The organism is Nocardia wallacei (assembly GCF_029869545.1).
Classification (GTDB): domain Bacteria; phylum Actinomycetota; class Actinomycetes; order Mycobacteriales; family Mycobacteriaceae; genus Nocardia; species Nocardia wallacei_A.
On record NZ_JARWQD010000150.1, the window covers coordinates 1 to 19291 of the forward strand.

Consider the following 19291-nt stretch of genomic DNA (forward strand, 5'->3'; position numbering starts at 1 on the left):
GTTCACGTACTGGCCGAAGGCCCGACGCAGCGGAATCAGCAGGCCCCACAGCGAGATATGGTCGGGCACGCCCGGAAACCCCACGGCGCCCAGCAGAATCGCGTCGAACCCGGCGAGCCCCGCCCCCCCCGCGGGCGGCCCCCGCCCCCCCCCCCCGGACCACCGCCATCCGGCCCTGGGTGCCCGCATCGATCCTGCTGCTGGCCGCGCTCACCTGGGCCGTCGGCGCCACGTGGGATATCCAGTGGCACAGCGACGTCGGCCCCGACACCTTCTTCACCCTGCCGCACCTGTTCATCTACGCCAGCGCGGCGATATCCGGATTCACCGGTCTCGCGGTCATTCTCGCCACCACCTCGGCCGGACGCCGCGGCCGCGCGGTGGATCCGGCGCTGGGCGGCCCGGGCATCGGCGTCTTCGGCCGCACCTTCACCGCCCCGCTCGGCTACCTGGTCACGAGCCTGGGTGCGGCGTCGTTCCTGCTGTACGGGCTGTGGGATCTGTGGTGGCACAGCCTCTACGGCTTCGATGCCGTGATCGACTCGCCGCCGCACATCGGGCTGTTCCTGTCCAGCACCGTGACCTCGGTGGGCACGGTCATCGTGTTCGCCGCCGCGCGCGAGCAGCTGTGGGGACGGCTCGGCGCGCTGGCCTGCCTCGGACATCTGGTGACCTCGAGCGTGATCACCGCGCTGGCGGTGCGGCAGCTGTCCACCGGCACGGTCCGGTGGACCACCGCGGTGACCGCGTTCATCGTGGTGATGCTGGTGTTCACCGGGGCCGGTTTCCGGCGCTGGGGCGCGACGATCGTGGCCGGTACCGCGGCAGCGATGCAGGCGGTGTTCTGGTGGTTCGCGCCGTGGGCCGCGCAGACATACGCGGAATTCGTGGGGCTGCCGATGCGGGAGAACAACGAGATCATTCCCTCCACCCCGGCCCTGATCCCGATGTGCCTGCTGCCCGTCGGCGTCGTGGTCGACCTGCTGCTGCGGCGAACCGGCGGCACCGCACGGCTGCTGCCCGGGCTCGTCGGCGGGCTGGGCGGGCTGATCATCGCGGGCTGCGCGCCGTGGCAGACCGTCCTGATCTACGATTCCCGCCTGCCCGCCGCGACCGTCATCGTCGCCACCGTCGTCGCCGGTGCGGTGCTCGGCGGCATCGGCGGATTCCTCGGCTGGCGGTTCGGCGCCATGCTGCGCCGCACCGCCCCGGAAGGAGCACGCGCGTGATCACCAGAGCGCTGTCCGCGGCCGCCACGCTGCTGATCGTCCTCGGCCTGACGACCATCCCCGCCGGGACCGCCGCCGCCTACGAGCCGGTGAATATCGCCCACACCGAGCGCGTGCAGGCCGGTCCCTACGGCATCACCGTCGGCTTCAGCGAATGGCCGCTGCACGCGCTGCAGTCGCTGGACTTCACGTTCCTGCCCGACGGCGGGATCGAGGGCAAATCCGGCAACCTCGTCGAAACCCAGCCCGACGGGCGCACCTATCGGCCCGAGCCGCTGTCCCGGCATCCCCGCAAACGCGAGGTCTGGGGTCTGGACGTCAGATCCCTTGACCAGGAAGGCAATTGGACCTTCCGCTTCGAGATCGACGGCCCGCAGGGCCACGGCGTCGGCGAACTACGCAACCTGGCGGTCCTCGAGCAGCCCGGCCCGCCGCTGTCGCTGAGCTGGGCCCTGAGCGCCCTCCCACTCGTCGGGCTCGTCGGATTCCTCGCCTACGTATGGCGCCGCACCCGCCGAAGCGACCGCGAGCCGGTCGCGGCGGCGTGATCCCGGCCGAATCTATACCTCCACTGTGGCTCGGAGGTGGGCTAGTTCGCGGCGGAAGGTCCAGGCCAGGAGGGGGGATGCCAGGCGTAGGCCGAATTCGCCGAGCCAGCCCAGTGGGGGTTGGAGGCGTTCGCGCCAGGTGAGCCGGGTGCGGCCGTCGGGCAGGGCGGTCAGGTGGATGTCGCCGCGGCCCTCGACCCAGCCCAGGTGGGCGAGGCCGAGATGCCCGCTGCCGGTGCCGTCGGGCGGCTGCCACACGTCGGTGCGGATGCGGTCCCCGGTGCGCACGCAACCGACGCCGACGGTGGCCTCGACGATCACGCCGACCCCCGTGCGCTGCGTGGAGACCACCTGGAACTCGGCCGCTTCCCAGACCCGGTCGCGCGGCCGCTCCCAGTCCACGACCTGCCGCCACACCGCCGACGGCGCGGCCGCGATATCGGCGCTCACCGCCACCACCACAGTTCGCATACGACACCCCGATCCCACCCGTTCGTCGAGGCGGCGCGCTCACCCGGGTGCTCTCGCGACGGTCAGGTCACGTCCGCATGGTAACGCACATGTTCTGCCGCAAGCGTTTTCGCGAGTTCAGCGGGACGTCACCGCCTCCTCCAGGTAGGCCATGGCCGCGGCGGAGTCGTCGGCGAAGTAGACCAGATCGTCCAGGGGCACGGGCAGGAAACCCTCGGCGTCCATCCGCCGGAACTGCTGGCGCAGCCCGTCGTAGAACCCGGCGGTGTTCAGCACGACCACCGGCTTGTGGTGCAGCCCATGCTTTTTCAGCTCCAGGATATCGGTCGCCTCGTCCAGGGTTCCCGTCCCGCCGACCAGCACGACCACGCCGTCGGCCCGGGCCAGCAGCTGCGCCTTCCGTTCGGCCAGATCCGCCGCGACGATCATCTCGTCGGCGTTCGGCCGCGCCTTGTGCGCCAGGAATTCCACGGATACCCCGACCAGCCGACCGCCACTGTCCTGCACCGCATCGGCCACCACCTTCATCAGCCCGACATTCGACCCGCCCCAGATCAGCGTGTGCCCGCCCTTGCCGATCAGCCCGGCGAACTCGCGTGCGGGGGCGGTGTAACGCTCATCGAGGTCGGCGGCCGACAGAAAGACACAGATATTCATGCGGCCACTGTATAAACGCGCCCCGCGCCTACTTCACCCCGATCGGCTTACCGAAGAAGGATGCGAACGTTTCACCGAATGTCGAGACCAGCAGCTGGAATCCGTTGGGGTCCAGGGCGAGCCAGCCCGCGTCACCGGTGCGGCAGCCCGGCTCCGCCGGAACACCGTCGAGCCGGTCCCGCATCCACAGCAGCGCCGGACCGACGCCGGATATCTCGGTGGCCACGTGCTCGGCGAAATGCTCGCGCGTGTATTGCACACTGGCGGAAGGACTCTGGCAGTAGGTATCGACGAGCGCGTTGACCTGGCCGACCGGGATGATCTCGTCGGGATTGCCCTGCCAGATGTACATCGGCATATCGGGGACGGACTTGCCCATGCGCGTCTTCTCCAGCACGTCCACGACGACCGGGTCGCGCATCGGATCGCCGGGGGTGCGCAGCATGCCCTTCAGGTTCAGGAACGGGAAGCTCGACACGTACTGGACGCACAGCCCGCTCTGCACGGTGGTGATCGCCTTGCCGAGCAGGTCCATTCGCTCGTCCAGGAACCTGGCGAAATCGGGATACTCGCGCGAAATCCCCTGTACGGCAGCGAGTACCAGACCCGCGGTGGCCTGCCCGTTCGCCACCTCGAGTGTCGCGCCCAGATCCGCGGGCACCCCGCCCTCGGCGGCACCGACGATATTCAGCTCCGGCGCGTAGCTCCGCTTCAGCTCGGCGGCGTGCCCGGTGGCGATGGCCCCGCCGGAGTATCCGTACAGCCCGAGGCGCGCATCCGGCGCCACCCGCATCGGCTCGAAATCGCGTGCGGCGCGCAGGCCGTCGAGGGTGATCCGGCCCGCCAGCGGCCCGGCCGCATAGGCCTGGTTCGGCCCCTGGTGATCGGGAACCACCACGCCCCAACCCTGTTGCAGCGCGCCCTGGGCGATCACGAACTCCGCCGGGGCGACGATCTGGCCCACGAACGGGGCGGCCGACCACTGCTGCACCGCGTAGGACGGCGAACAGTATTGCGCGAGTGAGTCTTCCGCGATCTGCACCGACAGCACCCGGTCCGGCGCGGAACCGCGCGGCTTCAGCACCGTCGTCACCGCGGGGATCGGCTCGTCGCGGCTGTTGTTCGACCGGTACGACAGCTGCCAGGCGTCGACATTGAGCGGGACGACCCCGAAGTTGGCGACATTGACCTGCCGCGCCGCGATGATCTCCCCCGGCGCCTTGGCCGCCACCACCTCCGCCGGTGGGTGGTAGAAGCCCGGATCCAGTTCGGGCGGCAAGGGCAGCAGCGCCGCGGGCCGGACCGGCACGGACTCCGGCGGTTCGGCCGCCACGGTTCCCGATGCGAATACCAGGGCCGCGACCGCGACCTGCAGGGCCACCAGCGCGCCCGTGCGCCTTCTCGTCACTGTCAACACTGACACCTCTCCAAGAATGTGAAACCCCCGAGTCTCACAGGTGAGGAGACTATGACACACGTGTGATCCACATCGCAACCCCGCTGAGATACCGTGACCGGGTGACCACAGCGGAGAGACAGTACGGCGGTCGCGCCGTCACGGAGCGCAAGGCCGAGCGGCGGCAGCGCTTCGTCGACGCGGCGATACGCATCTTCGCCGAACGCGGTTACGCGAACTGCTCGCTGGCCGATGTCTGCACGGCCGCCGGGCTGTCCAAGCGGCAGTTCTACGAGATCTTCCAGACCCGCGAGGATGTGCTGGTCGCCGCCTACGACCACATCCACGACGAGGCGGGTGCGGCCGTCGCCGAGGCGCTGGCCGCCGTACCGCCCGGCACGCCCTTCGCGGGTGTCATCGAGCGCGTGCTGATCGCGTTCCTGGAGTCGGTCGGCTCCGATCACCACCGCGCCAAGGTGGCATTCATCGAGGTCGTCGGGGTCAGCGACGGCATGGAGCAGCACCGCCGCGACCGCCGCGCCGCGTGGACGCGCACGGTCGAGGCCATTGTCTGCGAGGTGGGCGGGCCCGGCGCCCACATCGCGGGCGGGACCAGGTGGGGCGCCAGCGCCCTCATCGGCGCGATCAACGCCATCACGCACGAATGGCTGCTGTCGGACCCCCGGCCCCCGATCAGCGACCTGATGCAGGCCCTCGGCCCCGTCGCGACCGCGCTGATCATCACCGCATAGGCTGCGCGACACTGGAACGATGTCCACCGACGACGGCCGCTCGGCACCACCAGTGACCAGTGCCTCGATCCTCGTGCTCACGCTGGCACGCAAGGTCGAGGCCGAACTCGGCACCGCGCTCGCGCCGCTGGACCTGACCGTCGGACGGCTCGGGCTGCTCGGCCATATCTCGGGCGTGCCCGGGGCGTCGTTCAGCGAGCTGGCGCGCATGTCGAGCATCAGCGTGCAGAGCGTGCACACCGCGGTGAAGGCGCTGGTGAAGGCGGGTCTGGTGCGCGACCGGACGGCACGGGCCGGATCGGCGTCGACGATCGAGCTCACCCCGAAGGGCGCCCGGCTGCTGCAGTCGGCCAGGCAGGTGGTCGCCGAGGTGGACGGGAAGCTGTTCGGCCCCGAATCGGATCCGATCCTGCAGCAGGTGGGCAAGGCCCTGCTCGCCGCATTCGCAGGCGAAACCGCCTCCTGAGCTTCCCCTTTCGCCGATCGGTGACCTGACGCACAACCTTCAACTTCATTGAAGCCAACTGCTAAGCTTCAGCCATTCTGAAAGATGGAGGGAGCTCATGGAACTTGTGCTGTTGTCCGTCCACGTGCTGGCGGGCATCGTCTTCGTCGGCGGTTCGGCGGTCGCGGCGAGCCTGTTCCCGCGCTACGCACCGATCGCCGTGTCCGCCGACGAACCGGGCACCGCGCAGCGCAATCCGGCGGTGGCAGCGGCGATGTATCGCATCACCAGCGTCTACGCCGTGCTGGCACTCATCGTGCCCGCGGCCGGGATCATCCTGGCGGCCGTCCAGGGCCGGATGGGCGAAATCTGGATCACCGCGGCCATGATCCTCACCGCTATCGCGGGCGCGCTGCTCATCCAGATCCGGCCGATGCAGCGCGAGGCACTCGACCGCCCCGACGACGGGCGACGGCTGCGCACGCTGAGCATGCTCGCCGGAATCTACAACCTGCTGTGGGCGGTGGTCGTCGTTCTCATGATCGTCCGCCCGGGCGCCCACTGAGACAGCGCCACAACACCATTCGAGGAGACACGATGTCCGTATCACGACACACGCTCGCGCTGCCCGCGAGTCCCCTTGCCACGGAGGCATTTCGGCTGATCACCGCCGAACTGGAACCGCATCTGCGCAATCACAGCATTCGCGGATATCTGTTCGGCCTGGCGCTCGCCGGTGCCCACGGACTGCGCCCGGGCGCCGATTTCGACGACGAGAATATGTTCCTCATCTGCGCCCTGCACGATATGGGTTTGGCCGAGATAGCCAACGGCGACCAGAGATTCGAGGTCGACGGCGCGGATTACGCGGCGAAGTTCCTGGAGGACCGCGGCGTGCGCGACGCCCGGGTCGACGTGATCTGGGATGCCATCGCCGCGCACACGACCGGCCTCAGCAGCTCGCCCGTATACCGCCGACGCCGCCCCGCCGAGATCTGGATTGCCGTGGACGGCATCGGAATCGACGTCGGCGCCGGTCCCGGCGCCTTGCCGCCGGGCTACGCCGACCTCGTCCACGCGGCCTACCCGCGCCTGGGCGGAAGCCGCGCCCTGACCGACGCCATCGAATCACAGGCGATCGCCAAACCCCAGAAGGCCGTACCCGGTTCGCTCGCGGGCGAGATCGTCCGCCGCCAGCACCCACACCTGGTCCCCACCTGGGACCAACTCCTGTCCACCAGCGGCTGGAACGACTGACCCCGGCTCGCCGCACTGCCCGGCGGTATCGATCACAATCGAGCGATGACGGGCAGGGCGAGCGCCGACGGTACGAAAGCACGCGCGACCGGGACTGGTCCCGGCGCAGCGAAGGGCAAGCGCTACACCACGATCGCTCGCAGGATAAGGCGGCTCGAACTCTTCCCGGCCGTCGGCTTCGCGCTCGTCGCCGGAGTTGCCGTCGCCGTCGCCGCCTACGGACTCCTGTACTGGGCCCTGCCCGCGAGCGAAGCGAAAGCGGCGCCGATAGACATCACCCGCCTCGCCCTGACGATCGTCGCCGGAGTCGGCGGAACCGTCGCACTGGTGGTCGCCTACCGCCGCCAGCGCGACATCGAACAGAGCCGGTTCGTGGAACGGTTCGGCGCGGCGGCCGGTCAGCTCGGCGCGACCGATGTCGCCGTCAGGATCGCCGGGGTGTACGCGATGGCCGGTGCCGCCGACGAATCCGAGGGGCTGCGCCGCCAGCAGTGCATCGACGTCCTCTGCGGTTACCTACGCCTGCCCTACGACCCCGCCCAGGGCAGCAGCGGCCGCACCAAGCTGGTGACGACCCTCCCGCGTGCGGATCACGGCGAAACCGAAGAGCATGTCGAATACCGGCAGAACGACCGCGAGGTCCGCCGGACGATCCTCCGGGTCATAGCAGACCATCTGCGTCCGGGGAACGAATATTGCTGGTCGGCAGCCAATTTCGACTTCCGGTCCGCTCATCTCGAGGAGGTCGCCTTCGACGGTGTCGTCTTCTCCGGCCGGGCCCGATTCGATCGGGCGACATTCGACGGTCGCGCCGAATTCGGCAATGCGGTGTTCAACGGTCCCGCCGGATTCGACGAAGCGATCTTCGGCGGCCCCACCGTATTCGATGGAGCGAAGTTCGCCGGGGACACCCTGTTCGGCAGGGCCACATTCAACGACAGTGCCGAGTTCCGAGGGGCAGCCTTCCGCGGCGACGCCGCGTTCTACCGGGCAGTGTTCAACGGCCACACCGAGTTCCGGCAAGCACGTTTCGACACTGCCGGGTTCTACCGGGCAACGTTCAACGGCCACGCCCGGTTCGACGACACGATTTTCGGCGGCGGCGCCGTCTTCCACGGAGCCACGTTCAACGGGCATGCCGAGTTCCAGCGGGCGACGTTCAACGCTGCCGCTGGATTCGGCAAGACGACGTTCGACGGTCGAGCCGAGTTCGGGGAGTCCACGTTCCACGGCGAGGCACGATTCGCCGAGTCGGCGTTCAACGGTCCCGTCGGCTTCACAGCGGTAGCATTCATCGGTCCTGCAATCTTCTCCGACGCCGACTTCGGCTCCGAGAAGGTCACTTTCGACGACCCTGCCGGATGGGGTCCCCCCGCACCGGTATTCGACTGGGACCAGAACATCGCGGCCAAACCGGCCAATATCGATCCGCAGGACTGGCCGCCCACCCCGGTTCACGGCCGATCGACCGCACCGGGGTGACAGCGGGTCGGCGACAAGCCGGGGTGCGGGACCGAATCGGCTCAGGCGCTGCGTTCCCGCAGCATCGCGTGTTCGGCGAAACGTTCGCCGAGGAACTCGAAGGCGTTGGGGGCGAAGGAGAATGCGCCACCGACGTGTTCGCGGGGCATGGTGAGGAAGGTGGCGTCGACGCCGAGGGCGCGCCAGTCGCGGTAGAGCTGCGTCATCTGGGCGAACGGGACGATCTGCTCCCGGGTGCCGCCCGCGAGCAGCACCGGTGTGGCGGGAGCCATTGCGCCCAAACGGTTCTCGCGCAGGCGCGCCAGCACCTCCGGGACCTCCAGCGGCGAGCGATGCACGTAGCGGGCCGACCGGGTGGGCAGCAGCATCCCGCCGCCGATTCCCAGCGCCGCCCCCGGGATCACGTGGGTGCGGCGCAGGACCGCCGCCAGGGTGCGGCCCACCGGATTCAACAGCGACAGCACATCGAGTTCCGGGTAGGCGGCGTCGATGCCGAGCACGGCGTAGAACAGCAGGAAGGCGAAGCGGCCGCCGTCGTGATGTTCGAACATTCCCTCCAGATCCGCGGGCGCGGAACCGACCGCACCGCCGTCCAGCACCAGATCGGGGGCATAGCCGGGTTGCAGCTGCAGGGCCCAGCCCGCGGCGCAGCCGCCCTCGGAGTACCCGAAGATGCCCAGCGGCCCATCCGGTTCCAGGCCCGCCTCGTCCAGTTGCCGCGCGGCCCGCATGCTGTCGAGCACGGCCGGGCCCAGCGCCCGGCCCATCACGTAGGGATGTGCGCCCGGCGTACCCAGCCCGGGATAGTCGCTGACCGCGACCGCCCAGCCCCGGCGCAGTGCCCGCGCCAGGAACAGCGACTCGTACTCGAGGCCGCGGCGGAACTGCCATGACGCCGCCGAGATATTCGCCAGCCCCTGGGTGCCGACGGCGTACCCGATCAGCGGGCGCGGGCCGTCGGGGTAGGGCGTCGACGGCACCAGAATCGTCCCGGTCACCTCCGTCGGCGCGCCGTGGGCCGTCGTGGTGCTGTAGCGCACCCACCAGGCGCGCGCCGGAAGCCGCAGCCCCGGAAGCAGATACGCCCGCATCGGCCGGGCCTCCAGCAACCGGCCGGGCCGGGCGTCACCGATGGCCGCGAGCGGCCCCGTGCTCAGATGTGCGGTCACCGTTGACCCGCCTTTCGCCGTCGCCCGGCCGACCCTGCCGACCAGACCCACTCTTCAACTGTCGCAACGCCTTCCGGTCGTGTACTCGATCATGATGACACATCGGCGACACGAACACGAGACACTGAGATAACAACTCTCTCGCCGCCCGATAAATTCCCGCCACACATCGCGGCAAACGACCTCGGCATTCCTGCGCACAAAGCCCGTGCCACCGATGGCAATTCCGGGATCGACCACCTCCGTGTCGAAACTTCTTCCGACCTCCACCGGCGGGTTGCGGAAGCGATGGCGGCGCTCGGCAATACCATCGTCGGAATACTGGTTTTCACTGGTAGATCAGGCCGTTGCGGCGCCTCGGACACACCCGGCCGCAAAGTAGCTACAGCCGAATCCCACCAGCGTAGTGGGGGTGCGAGGGCACCCGAAACGGTGGTACCGGCTGCGCCGACACCCCGCACGCTGTACGGTTGCTCAAACCAGTAATGGGGGCTTCGAGTAGGCCTGCGCCCATACTCTGAAAGGACTCGGATCTGATGTCGATAGACACCGGCCGCAAATCCGACGGATCAGATGACAGCGCCGCGGATTCGATCGGAAAGCCGCCGACCAAACTCGGCTTGGACCGATGGGTTTTCGGCATCACGGCGATCGGCTCACTGGCATTTGTCGCCTGGGGCATCCTCGACCAGACGGGCCTCGCGTCCGCCTCGTCGGATGCGCAATCCTGGGTCATCAACAATACCGGTTGGCTATTCGTCCTGATCGCGTCGGCCTTCGTCGTGTTCGTGCTCTGGATGGCGGCCAGCCGCTACGGCAAGATCCCACTGGGCAACGACGACGAGGAACCGGAGTTCAAGACCGTCTCGTGGATCGCGATGATGTTCAGCGCGGGCATGGGCATCGGCCTGATGTTCTGGGGCGTCGCCGAACCGCTCACGCACTTCGTCAAGCCGCCGCCGGGCACCGCCGACCCGCAGACCGACCAGGCCGCCGAGACGGCGATGGCGCAGACGCTGTTCCACTGGACGCTGCACCCGTGGGCCATCTACGCCGTGGCCGGTCTGGCCATCGCCTACGGCACCTTCCGCAAGGGCCGCTCGCAGCTGATCTCGGCGGTGTTCCGCCCGATCCTCGGCCGCTACTCCAAGGGCTGGGGCGGCAAAGCGATCGACATGATGGCGATCTTCGCGACGCTGTTCGGCTCGGCCGCCTCGCTGGGCCTGGGCGCGCTGCAGATCGGCGCGGGCATGGAGTTCAACGGCTGGGTCGACACGATCGGCAAGGTCGGCCTGGTCCTCATCATCACGGCGCTCACCATCGCGTTCATCTTCTCCGCGATCTCCGGCATCGACCGCGGCATCCAGTGGCTGTCGAACATCAACATGGTGCTGGCCCTGATCATCGCGATCTTCGTGTTCGTCCTCGGGCCGACGCTGTTCATGCTCAACTTCCTGCCGACCGCGCTCGGCGACTACATCGCCAAGCTCCCGTCGATGGCCTCGCGCACCGCGGTCAGCGGCGGCGACGCGGAGAAGGCGTGGCTGTCGAGCTGGACGATCTTCTACTGGGCGTGGTGGATCTCGTGGACCCCGTTCGTCGGCATGTTCATCGCGCGCATCAGCCGCGGGCGCACCATCCGCCAGTTCGTGACCGGCGTGCTGCTGGTGCCCAGCCTGGTGAGCCTGGTGTGGTTCGTGATCTTCGGTGGTTCGGCCATCTCCCAGCAGCGCGAGACCGGCGACCTGACCGAGCCGAACGGTTCGGTCGACTCCAACTTCGCGCTGTTCCACCTGCTCGACCACTACCCGATCGCCTCGTTCACCGCGGCGCTGGTGATGATCCTGGTCGCGATCTTCTTCGTCTCCGGCGCCGACGCCGCGTCCATCGTGATGGGCACGCTGTCGGAGCGGGGCAGCCTGGAACCGTCCAAGGTGACAGTGAGCTTCTGGGGCGCGGCCACCGGCGCGGTCGCCGCGATCATGCTCGTCATCGCCGATCCCAGCGATCTCGACGGGGCATTGAACGGGCTACAGGCCCTGACGACCGTCGTATCGCTGCCGTTCGCGATCGTCATGGGCCTGATGTGCGTGGCGCTGTACAAGGACGTGCGCTCGGACCCGATCATCCTGCGCGAGCAGCACGGCGCCCTGCTGATCGAGAACGCGGTCCTGCAGGGCACCGAACAGCACGACAGCGAGTTCGGTCTGGTCACCGAGGCTGTCGAGGTGATCGAGGTCGACAAGACCGACGTCCCGGACAAGTCCGAGCCCCCGAAGGCCGACTAGCCCGGCCACCCACTGCCCCGCCACACCCAACCGTGTGGCGGGGCAGAACTATGTCGGCGCCCTCCAAATCCCTCTTCCCGGCGCGCTTTTGGCCGGGATTACGCTTCCGACATCATGGATGCCCTCTATATTCCCGACCCCGCGGACCCCGGCGTGTTCCATTCCACCGAACTCACCCGGGGGCCGTGGTCGCCGGATGCCCAGCATGCCGGGGCGCCCGCGGCGCTGCTGGGGCATGTGATCGAGCGGTTTCGCCCGCGGCCGGGGTATCGCGTCGCGCGGGTGGCGGTGGAGATTCTCGGGCCGGTGCCGATCGCCCCGCTGCGCGCCGAGGTGCGGCCGGTCCCCGCGACCCCCAGGATCGCCCAGCCCGGCCGCGGGGTCGAATTGTTCGAGGCCACACTGAGTTCCGAGCGTGGGCCGGTGCTGATCGCTCGTGCCTGGCGGCTGGGGCGGGCCGATCCGGAGATCGATGTCCCGGAGGCGATGCTGCCGACCGGCACCCGGCCCGGCCCCGACACCGTGACACCCGGCCCGGAGCACGCCTTCCCCAGCGGTCAGCCGACCGGATTCCACACCGCCGTCGACTACCGATTCGTCGCGGGCGCCTTCCAGAACCCCGGCCCGGCCGTGTGCTGGATTCGGCTGCGCTGTCCGGTCGTCGCGGGCGCGGCGCCGGGCCCGCTGGAACGCGTCCTCGCCGCGGCGGACTTCGGCAACGGTGTCAGCTCCGTATTGCCCTGGGGCCGATACTTTTTCATCAACACCGACCTCACGGTCACGCTGCCCCGCGACCCGATCGGCGAATGGGTCTGCCTGGACGCGGTGACCCACCCGGAACGCAGCGGCATCGGCATGGTCGACGCCCGCCTGTTCGACGAGCGGGGCCCGATCGGCCATAGCACCCAAACGCTGCTGCTCGGGGAACGCTGACCGCGCCCGCAACCGATCGCTACAGCGGCTCGCCGTAGGTCTGGCGGCCCATCAGGTACGTGGCGTCGACCGTCAACTCGCGCAACCGATCCGGCGCGGTCGTGCGCGGATTACCCGACAGCACCGCGAAATCGGCGAACTTCCCCGGCTCGAGGCTGCCGATATCCTTGTCCAGGTGCAATTGCCATGCGGGGCCGAGGGTTTCGGCTCGAATGGCCGCATCGATACCGATGCGCTGCTCCGCGGCCAGCACCCGCCCGCTCCCCCTGGCCGTGCGAGTGACGGCGGTGGCGATATTGCCGAGCGGACTCGGCGGAGTCACGGTGCCGTCGTTGTGGAACGAGATCTCGAGGCCCGCGTCCAGTGCCGCCTTCGCCGACATCCAGTGGCTGCCGTGCGGGTCCCCGAACAGCTCGTCGACCAGCACATCACCCCAGTAATAGACGTGTTCGATGAACAGGCTGACCGTCGCCCCGAGGCGGCGCGCACGCGAAAACTGTTCCGGCCGCATGGCTCCCACATGTTCGAGCCGCAGGCGCAGATCACGACCGTCCCCGCCCGACAGCGCCCGCTCGTAGGCATCGAGCACCGCGTCGACCGCGGCGTCGCCGTGCACATGGGTGGACAGCTGCCAGCCCTGCCGGACGAACGCAGCCGCCAGCTGTTCGATCTGCTCGGGCGTGTAGTTCATGCCGCCGTGGTGATCGGGCCCGAGTCCCATTCTCGCGGTGGTCTCGTCGGTCAGGTACGGGAAGGTGGTGTCGATATTGCCCTGCCAGGGCGAACCGTCGGCCCACAGTTTCATCCCGATCTGCGCGAACAACGTTGCGCCACCGGGGAACTCGCCCCCGGTATGCGCGGCGTCGGAGGCCGGTTGCGGGCTGCCGATCTCATAGGCGCGGATACGCAGGGCGCAGTCGGGCTCCGCGGCCAGCTGCCGGAAGACCTCGGCGTAGGCGCTGCTGTAGGCGTGCTCGGTGGTGGTGGCGATGCCCGCCTGCGCGAGTTGGCCATAGGCCCAGCGCATGGTGCCGGGCAGCGCACCCGCGGTGTCCTGCGCCAGCGGCGTCATCAGACGCATGATCGCCGGAGTCTCGGCGACCTCACCGGTGAGCTCGCCGTCGGGGCCGCGCCCGTACTTGCCGCCCACCGGATCGGGTGTGTCCCTGGTGATCCGGGCCAGATTCAGCGCCGCGGAGTTGGCGTAGGCCGCGTGTCCGCTGTTGGCCACGACGACGACCGGATTGCCGGGCGCCAGCCGATCCAGCTGCTGCCGGGTCGGCAGGCTCAGGTCCGTCTGCAGCAGAATATCTATGCCGTACAACACGATCGGCGCATTCGGCGGCGCCGCGCGCACCGCCTCGGTGAGCTTCTGCATGACACCGGCGCCGGTCGGCACGGTGAACGGCCGCACGTCGATCGACGGCGGCGCCAGCGCGGCCGCGATCTGTGAGGGGTGGCTGTGCGCCTCCACGAACGCGGGCAGCAGCGTGCGCCCGCCCAGGTCGATGACGCGGGTGCCCGGGCCCCGCAGGCCCAGCACGTCGTCCTTCGCACCCACCCCGGCGATGCGCCCGCCGGTCACGGCGACGGCCTCCGCCTCGGGAGCGCCGGGGGCCACGGTCACGATCGGCCCGCCGGTGATGATGAAATCCGCTGTTCCGTCCCGAGACTCGCCGGTGGCACAGGCCGCCGTGAGGGCCGCGGCTCCGGCCATGAAGCCTCGTCGTCCCATAGCCATCGCCTCCACCTCTCATCCGAGCCAGGCGTCCATCGCCACGAATGCGCAGATCAGCACGAACAATATCGCCATCAGCGGCGCCACGAACCGCACGTACCGGTCGTAGCGCACCTTCGCCAGCGCGATACCGCCGGTCACCACCGCCGTGGTCGGGGTGACCAGATTCGCCCACCCGGAGGCCGCCGCCCAGGCCGTCACCACCAGGGAGCGCGGTACCTGCGCGAAATCGGCCAGCGGCGCCATGATCGGCATGGCGAGCGTGGCGTGCCCGGAGGTGGACGGGATGAGGAACGCCAGCGGGACGTTCACCAGGAAGATCCCCACCGCGAACACTCCCGACGAGGTTCCCGTCACCACGCCCTCCAGCGCGTGCAGCACCGTCGCGGTGATCTCGGTGTTGTTCATGACCACGGTCACGCCGCGCGCCAGCACGATCACGAAGCCCGCGCCCACGAAATCGCCGAAGCCCCGGCCGATTTCGTCGGCCAGCCGCCCCTCCCCCAGCCCGCCGACCACTCCGACGAGCACCGCGCCGAGCAGGAACAGCGCCGTGAGTTCCGGGAAGGACCAACCCAGCTCCCAGGCAAAGGGTTTCGCGTCCAGCCCGTTGATCACCTCACCCCAGGGGATGATCGCGAAGATCATGAACGCGAACAGCAGCGCCACCAGCGACAGCACGGCGATGTGCCGCCCGTTCATCGGATCCGGTTGGTGGTCTTCGGCTTTCGCGTCGCGATCGCCGGGCAGCCAGCCGGACCAGGACTTCGACGGATCGTCGCGGACCCGCCGCGCGTACCACAGCACGTATCCGACGGTCACCGCCGTGAGCACCACCAGCATGATCAACCGCAGCACGATGCCGTCGCCGATCGGGATCCCCGCGGCCGCCGATGCCGTACCGATGGCGAACGGGTCGACGGTGGCGCACAGCACGCCGACACCGGCACCGCAGATGATCGCGCCGACCGCCGTCATTCGGTCGTAGCCCAGCGCCAGCAGCAAGGGCACCAGCAGGGCGTAGAAACCGAGCGTCTCCTCCGCGAAACCCTCGACGGTACCGGCGATCGCGAATGTCACCATCACGCCCACGATCAGCAGATACGACCGCTCGCGCAGCCGATAGGCCAGCCGTCCGATACCCCGTTCGAGCGCGCCGGTGGCGAAGGCGACGGTGATGAACGCGCCGACCGCCAGCACGAACAGGAACACCGCCGCCGCGCCGTAGAGACTGCCGGACAGATCCGGGCCGACCAGTCCGGTCTTGGCGTCCCGGATGCCGTAGAGACCGTCGACGGGGGCGAGGAACAACCCCTTCAATCGCTCGCCGAATCCCGGGGTGTCCGCGATGCGATGGTAGGTCCCGGCGATCGGACGGCCCTGGTCGTCGGTGTCGTAGCGGCCGGGTGGGACGACGAAGGCCGCCAGCCACACCAGCAGCGTGACGGCGGCGAGAATGGTGTAGGTGGACGGGAACGACCACCCGCGACGGTGCCCGGCCTCCGCTGCCGCAGTGTCCATGGCGACATGCAACCACTGCCGCAGGCGAACCTCGCGAACCCGCGGCGGTGTTTCGGGCTACCGCCTAGCGCTTGCGGCCGACGCCGCCCACGATGCAGTTGCGCACGGGCGACAGCGGTTCCAGGTGCGGGCCGTCGGGCCACCAGTCATCGCACAGCACCAGGCCCGGCTCGACCATCTCGAGATCGCCGAACAGGGCCTGGATCTCCTTGCGGGTGCGGAACCGCCCGCTGCCCATGGGGCTGTGCACGAACTTCTCCTCCATCTTCTGCGCGAGTTCGGTGAACTCGGGTGTCTCGGGATCGCAGAAGTGCGCGATGGCGACGTAGGACCCGGACGGCAACGCGTCGATATACGCCTGCATCAGCGCGGGGCCGTCCTCACCCAAATAATGATGAATGGTGCCGATGTGGAAAAGCGCCAATGGCCGACCGAAATCCAGTTCGCTGCGCACCACCTTGTTCCCGAGCACCTGCAGCGGCTGGAAGATGTCGGCGGTGACGATGCTGGTATCGGGATTCTCCTCCAGCAACGCGCGCGCATGCGCCAGCACCATCGGATCGTTGTCGACATACACCACGCGCGATTCGGGCCGGATGCGCTGCACCACCTGATGGGTGTTCTCCGCGGTCGGCAGGCCCGAGCCCAGATCCAGGTACTGATCGACCCCCGTCTCCTTGGCCAGGAAACGGCATACGCGAATGAGGAAATCCCGGTTGGCCCAAGCCAGATCGTTCACCTGCGGCGCCACGGTGCGCACCTGCGCGAGAACTTCGCGGTCGACCTCGAAGTTGTCCTTACCGTTGAGCGCCGCGTCATAGACGCGCGCGATACTGGCGCGGGTGGTGTCCACCCCGACCGGCACCGCGCTCGGATAGTCGGCGGAAGACTGGGACATCGCAAACTCCCTGGCATAGTCCGGTTCGGTTACCGACATCGAGTTTCGCGCATTCGCACGTATTTCGGATCGGTACCGCACATTTCGAGTTACGAGCGGCCCGCGACGCAGGCGATGATCATGCTACGACAGGTACCGTGGCCGCCATGGCGGAGAACTTCGTGCAGCGGGCGGAACGGATCGTGGACGCGATACTGCGGGTCGATCCGGGCGCCGCGGCGGCGGTCGGCGACCATCGCGCCGACGATCGGCTCCCGGACTGGTCCGAAGCCGCGGTGCGCGAGCAGACGGCGATGCTGCGCGAGGCCTCCCACGCGCTGGCCGAGGTGGACGAGATCGACCTGCCCGCGGAGGACCGGGTCGACCACGCGCTGCTGCTACAGGAGGTCGACAGCCGCCTGTTCGCCCTCGGTGAGCTGCGCGAGCACGAGTGGAATCCGTTGCTGCACAACCCCGGACCGCTGCTGTACGGATTGCTGGCGCGGCCGTTCGCGCCCCCGGCCGAGCGGCTGGAGTCGCTCGGCGCCCGGCTCGCGGCGCTGCCCGATGCGCTCGCCACCGCACGCGGCGTGCTCGGCGACTGCCCGCGCGTCCATGTCGAGACGGCCATCGGCCAGTTCGACGGCGTGGCCGCGCTGATCCGCGACCAGGTCCCGGCGCTGACCACCCAGGTACCCGGCACCGAGGTCGACCGGCTCGCCGACGCGGCGGTGGCGGCGCTGACCGAATTCACCGGCTGGCTCCGCGCGCGGCTCGACGAGTCCGCCCGCGATCCACGGCTGGGCCGCCGGGTGTGGGAGGCGAAGCTGTGGCACACCCTCGACACCGATCTGGGCGCGGCCGACGTCCTGGACCGCGCACACCGCCATCTGGACCGGCTGCACGATGAGATCCGCTCCGCCGCAGGCGAATTGCTCGGCGTGACCGATCCGGGCGACGAGACCGTCCGCACCGCGCTCGACAAGCTGTCGGCCGAGCACCCGGACAACGACACCATTGTCGGCGTCGCCGAGACCGCGCTGACCGAGGCCCGATCCTTCGTCGCCGCCCACGACCTGGCGACGCTGGTCGACGACATCCTGGTCGTCCAGGAGATGCCGGAGTTCGCCCGGGGCGTGGCGGGAGCCTACTGCGATCCCGTCGGACCGCTCGAAACCGCCGATCTGCCAACGTTCTTCGCGATCGCGCCGACCCCGGCGGACTGGCCGCCCGAGCGGGTGGCGTCGTACTACCGCGAATACAACGACCACATGCTGCGCAACCTCACCGTGCACGAGGCGATGCCGGGCCACTACCTGCAGCTCGCCCACGCGCGCCGGTTCCGCGGCTCGACGGCCACCCGCGCGCTGTGCGCCAGCGGGACGTTCGTCGAGGGGTGGGCGGTCTACGCCGAGGAGCTGATGTCCGAGCACGGCTTCGGCGGCCTGCCGGTGCGCCTGCAGCGGCTGAAGATGCAGCTGCGCGCGACCATCAACGCGATCCTGGACCAGGGCGTGCACTGCGACGAGATGACCGAGGGCGAGGCGATGGACCTGATGCTGCGCCGCGGTTTCCAGGAGGAGGGCGAGGCGGCCGGAAAATGGCGGCGCGCGCTGCTGAGTTCCACGCAGCTGTCGACCTACTTCGTCGGCTACGCCGAGATGTCCGCCATCGCCGCCGCCCGCCCCGCGGCGGTCTCGATGCGCGGCTGGCACGACGCCATGCTGGCCCACGGCTCACCGGCGCCTCGGCACCTGCGGACGCTGCTCGGCATGGACGACTTGTGATTCGAGTCACAGACACGCCGGGCCGCCTCCCGCCGTCCATCGATAACTAATGGTTTGCTCTGTTCCACATCGGCGTCCGGGAATCCACCGGCCGACGCGAAGGGAGCGAGCCCGCCATGCCGCAATCGCGTACCGCGCGCTGGATCGCCACGGTCGGCGTCACCGTCCTGCTGGCGGGGGCGCTGACGATGGGCGCCGCGATCGCCTCCGCGGAGGAGGCCGCGCTCGGGCCGTGCGAGGCCGGTGACCGCGCTCCCGCCGCAGCGGCCCCCGCCATCGAGAACAACGGCCGATCGGCGCGGGCCGGGACGCCTCGCGCCACCGGAACCGACTTCGCCTGCGCCGCACGGAGCGTGGCGGCCTCGTCGATGCTCCCCGAACTGGTGGGGCTGGGCCTCGGCGCGGTACCCGCCGCGTTCCGGCTGGCCCCGAAGACGATCGCGCTGTTCATCGTCCCGCCCCATCAGTTCCCGGCCTTCGACAACATCATCACCCGGGAGAGCGGCTGGAACACCTTCGCCATCAACAAGGAGTCCGGCGCCTACGGCCTGGGCCAGGCGCTGCCGGCGTACAAGATGGGCACCCACGGCATCGACTGGTGCTGCAATCCGATCACCCAGATCCGCTGGACCTACGACTACATGAACCAGCGCTACGGCGGGCCGGACGGCGCCTGGGCCTTCTGGCAGTCCCACGGCTGGTACTGAATTCGGGCAAATCGCCCGCGCGTTACTCCCACGG

General features: G+C 69.2%; 18 protein-coding genes and 1 pseudogene. 11 read left to right on the plus strand and 8 right to left on the minus strand.

Annotated elements, in window-relative coordinates:
- Positions 1–120, minus strand: a pseudogene (locus tag QH290_RS12180) (tartrate dehydrogenase); the annotation flags it as partial.
- 59 nt (positions 121–179) lie between these two features.
- Between QH290_RS12180 and QH290_RS12185 the strand changes: the two are divergent.
- A complete protein-coding gene (locus tag QH290_RS12185; RefSeq protein ID WP_280382890.1) occupies positions 180–1229 on the plus strand; it encodes a hypothetical protein in 1050 nt (349 codons plus the stop codon).
- Positions 1229–1777, plus strand: a complete 549-nt coding sequence (locus tag QH290_RS12190; protein WP_425303590.1) for a hypothetical protein — start codon at positions 1229–1231, stop codon at positions 1775–1777. The genes QH290_RS12185 and QH290_RS12190 overlap by 1 nt, the downstream gene beginning before the upstream one ends.
- Positions 1778–1789: 12 nt before the next feature.
- Here QH290_RS12190 and QH290_RS12195 read toward each other — a convergent pair whose 3' ends face one another.
- The 3 genes from QH290_RS12195 to QH290_RS12205 form a co-directional block, all read right to left on the minus strand.
- Positions 1790–2248, minus strand: coding sequence for an SRPBCC family protein (locus QH290_RS12195; RefSeq protein ID WP_280266775.1), 459 nt, complete (start codon positions 2246–2248; stop codon positions 1790–1792).
- Positions 2249–2365: 117 nt separating this feature from the next.
- Complete coding sequence (locus tag QH290_RS12200; RefSeq protein ID WP_280266776.1) at positions 2366–2905, minus strand: LOG family protein; 540 nt, start codon at positions 2903–2905, stop codon at positions 2366–2368.
- A 28-nt stretch (positions 2906–2933) separates the two neighbouring features.
- Positions 2934–4328, minus strand: coding sequence for a lipase family protein (locus tag QH290_RS12205; RefSeq protein ID WP_425303589.1), 1395 nt, complete (start codon positions 4326–4328; stop codon positions 2934–2936).
- A 95-nt stretch (positions 4329–4423) separates the two neighbouring features.
- On the opposite strand from QH290_RS12205, the gene QH290_RS12210 reads away from it, so the two are divergent.
- The 5 genes from QH290_RS12210 to QH290_RS12230 all read left to right on the plus strand — a co-directional run bounded on the left by QH290_RS12210 (position 4424) and on the right by QH290_RS12230 (position 8237).
- The gene (locus tag QH290_RS12210) at positions 4424–5053 is read left to right on the plus strand and encodes a TetR/AcrR family transcriptional regulator (RefSeq protein WP_280266778.1); all 630 of its coding nucleotides are present in this window, start codon (positions 4424–4426) and stop codon (positions 5051–5053) included.
- Between the two features lie 19 nt (positions 5054–5072).
- Entirely contained in the window at positions 5073–5519 is a 447-nt protein-coding gene (locus QH290_RS12215) for a MarR family winged helix-turn-helix transcriptional regulator (RefSeq protein ID WP_280266779.1), read from the plus strand.
- 97 nt (positions 5520–5616) lie between these two features.
- The gene (locus QH290_RS12220; RefSeq protein ID WP_280266780.1) at positions 5617–6063 is read left to right on the plus strand and encodes a hypothetical protein; all 447 of its coding nucleotides are present in this window, start codon (positions 5617–5619) and stop codon (positions 6061–6063) included.
- Positions 6064–6095: 32 nt separating this feature from the next.
- Positions 6096–6755, plus strand: a complete 660-nt coding sequence (locus QH290_RS12225; RefSeq protein ID WP_280266781.1) for an HD domain-containing protein — start codon at positions 6096–6098, stop codon at positions 6753–6755.
- A gap of 45 nt (positions 6756–6800) precedes the next feature.
- Positions 6801–8237, plus strand: a complete 1437-nt coding sequence (locus QH290_RS12230) for a pentapeptide repeat-containing protein (protein ID WP_280266782.1) — start codon at positions 6801–6803, stop codon at positions 8235–8237.
- A gap of 41 nt (positions 8238–8278) precedes the next feature.
- On the opposite strand, the gene QH290_RS12235 is transcribed toward QH290_RS12230, so the two are convergent.
- Entirely contained in the window at positions 8279–9406 is a 1128-nt protein-coding gene (locus QH290_RS12235; protein WP_280382891.1) for a lipase family protein, read from the minus strand.
- 536 nt (positions 9407–9942) lie between these two features.
- Between QH290_RS12235 and QH290_RS12240 the strand changes: the two genes are divergently transcribed.
- The gene (locus tag QH290_RS12240; RefSeq protein ID WP_280382892.1) at positions 9943–11694 is read left to right on the plus strand and encodes a BCCT family transporter; all 1752 of its coding nucleotides are present in this window, start codon (positions 9943–9945) and stop codon (positions 11692–11694) included.
- Positions 11695–11808: 114 nt separating this feature from the next.
- The gene (locus QH290_RS12245) at positions 11809–12627 is read left to right on the plus strand and encodes a thioesterase family protein (RefSeq protein ID WP_280266785.1); all 819 of its coding nucleotides are present in this window, start codon (positions 11809–11811) and stop codon (positions 12625–12627) included.
- A 19-nt stretch (positions 12628–12646) separates the two neighbouring features.
- On the opposite strand, the gene QH290_RS12250 is transcribed toward QH290_RS12245, so the two are convergent.
- The 3 genes from QH290_RS12250 to QH290_RS12260 form a co-directional block, all read right to left on the minus strand.
- Positions 12647–14368: an amidohydrolase gene (locus tag QH290_RS12250; RefSeq protein ID WP_280382893.1), complete on the minus strand. Its 1722-nt coding sequence runs from the start codon at positions 14366–14368 to the stop codon at positions 12647–12649.
- A gap of 12 nt (positions 14369–14380) precedes the next feature.
- On the minus strand, positions 14381–15886 hold the full coding sequence (locus QH290_RS12255; RefSeq protein WP_280382894.1) for a YfcC family protein: 1506 nt from the start codon (positions 15884–15886) through the stop codon (positions 14381–14383).
- 64 nt (positions 15887–15950) lie between these two features.
- On the minus strand, positions 15951–16784 hold the full coding sequence (locus tag QH290_RS12260) for an SAM-dependent methyltransferase (RefSeq protein WP_280266787.1): 834 nt from the start codon (positions 16782–16784) through the stop codon (positions 15951–15953).
- A gap of 146 nt (positions 16785–16930) precedes the next feature.
- Here QH290_RS12260 and QH290_RS12265 point away from each other — a divergent pair, with 146 nt between their 5' ends.
- Both QH290_RS12265 and QH290_RS12270 read left to right on the plus strand, forming a co-directional pair.
- Positions 16931–18550: a DUF885 domain-containing protein gene (locus QH290_RS12265; RefSeq protein WP_280266788.1), complete on the plus strand. Its 1620-nt coding sequence runs from the start codon at positions 16931–16933 to the stop codon at positions 18548–18550.
- Between the two features lie 116 nt (positions 18551–18666).
- Positions 18667–19257 carry an aggregation-promoting factor C-terminal-like domain-containing protein gene (locus tag QH290_RS12270; protein ID WP_280382895.1) on the plus strand — a complete coding sequence of 197 codons (591 nt, stop codon included), beginning with the start codon at positions 18667–18669 and terminating at the stop codon, positions 19255–19257.
- The last annotated feature ends 34 nt before the right edge of the window (positions 19258–19291 follow it).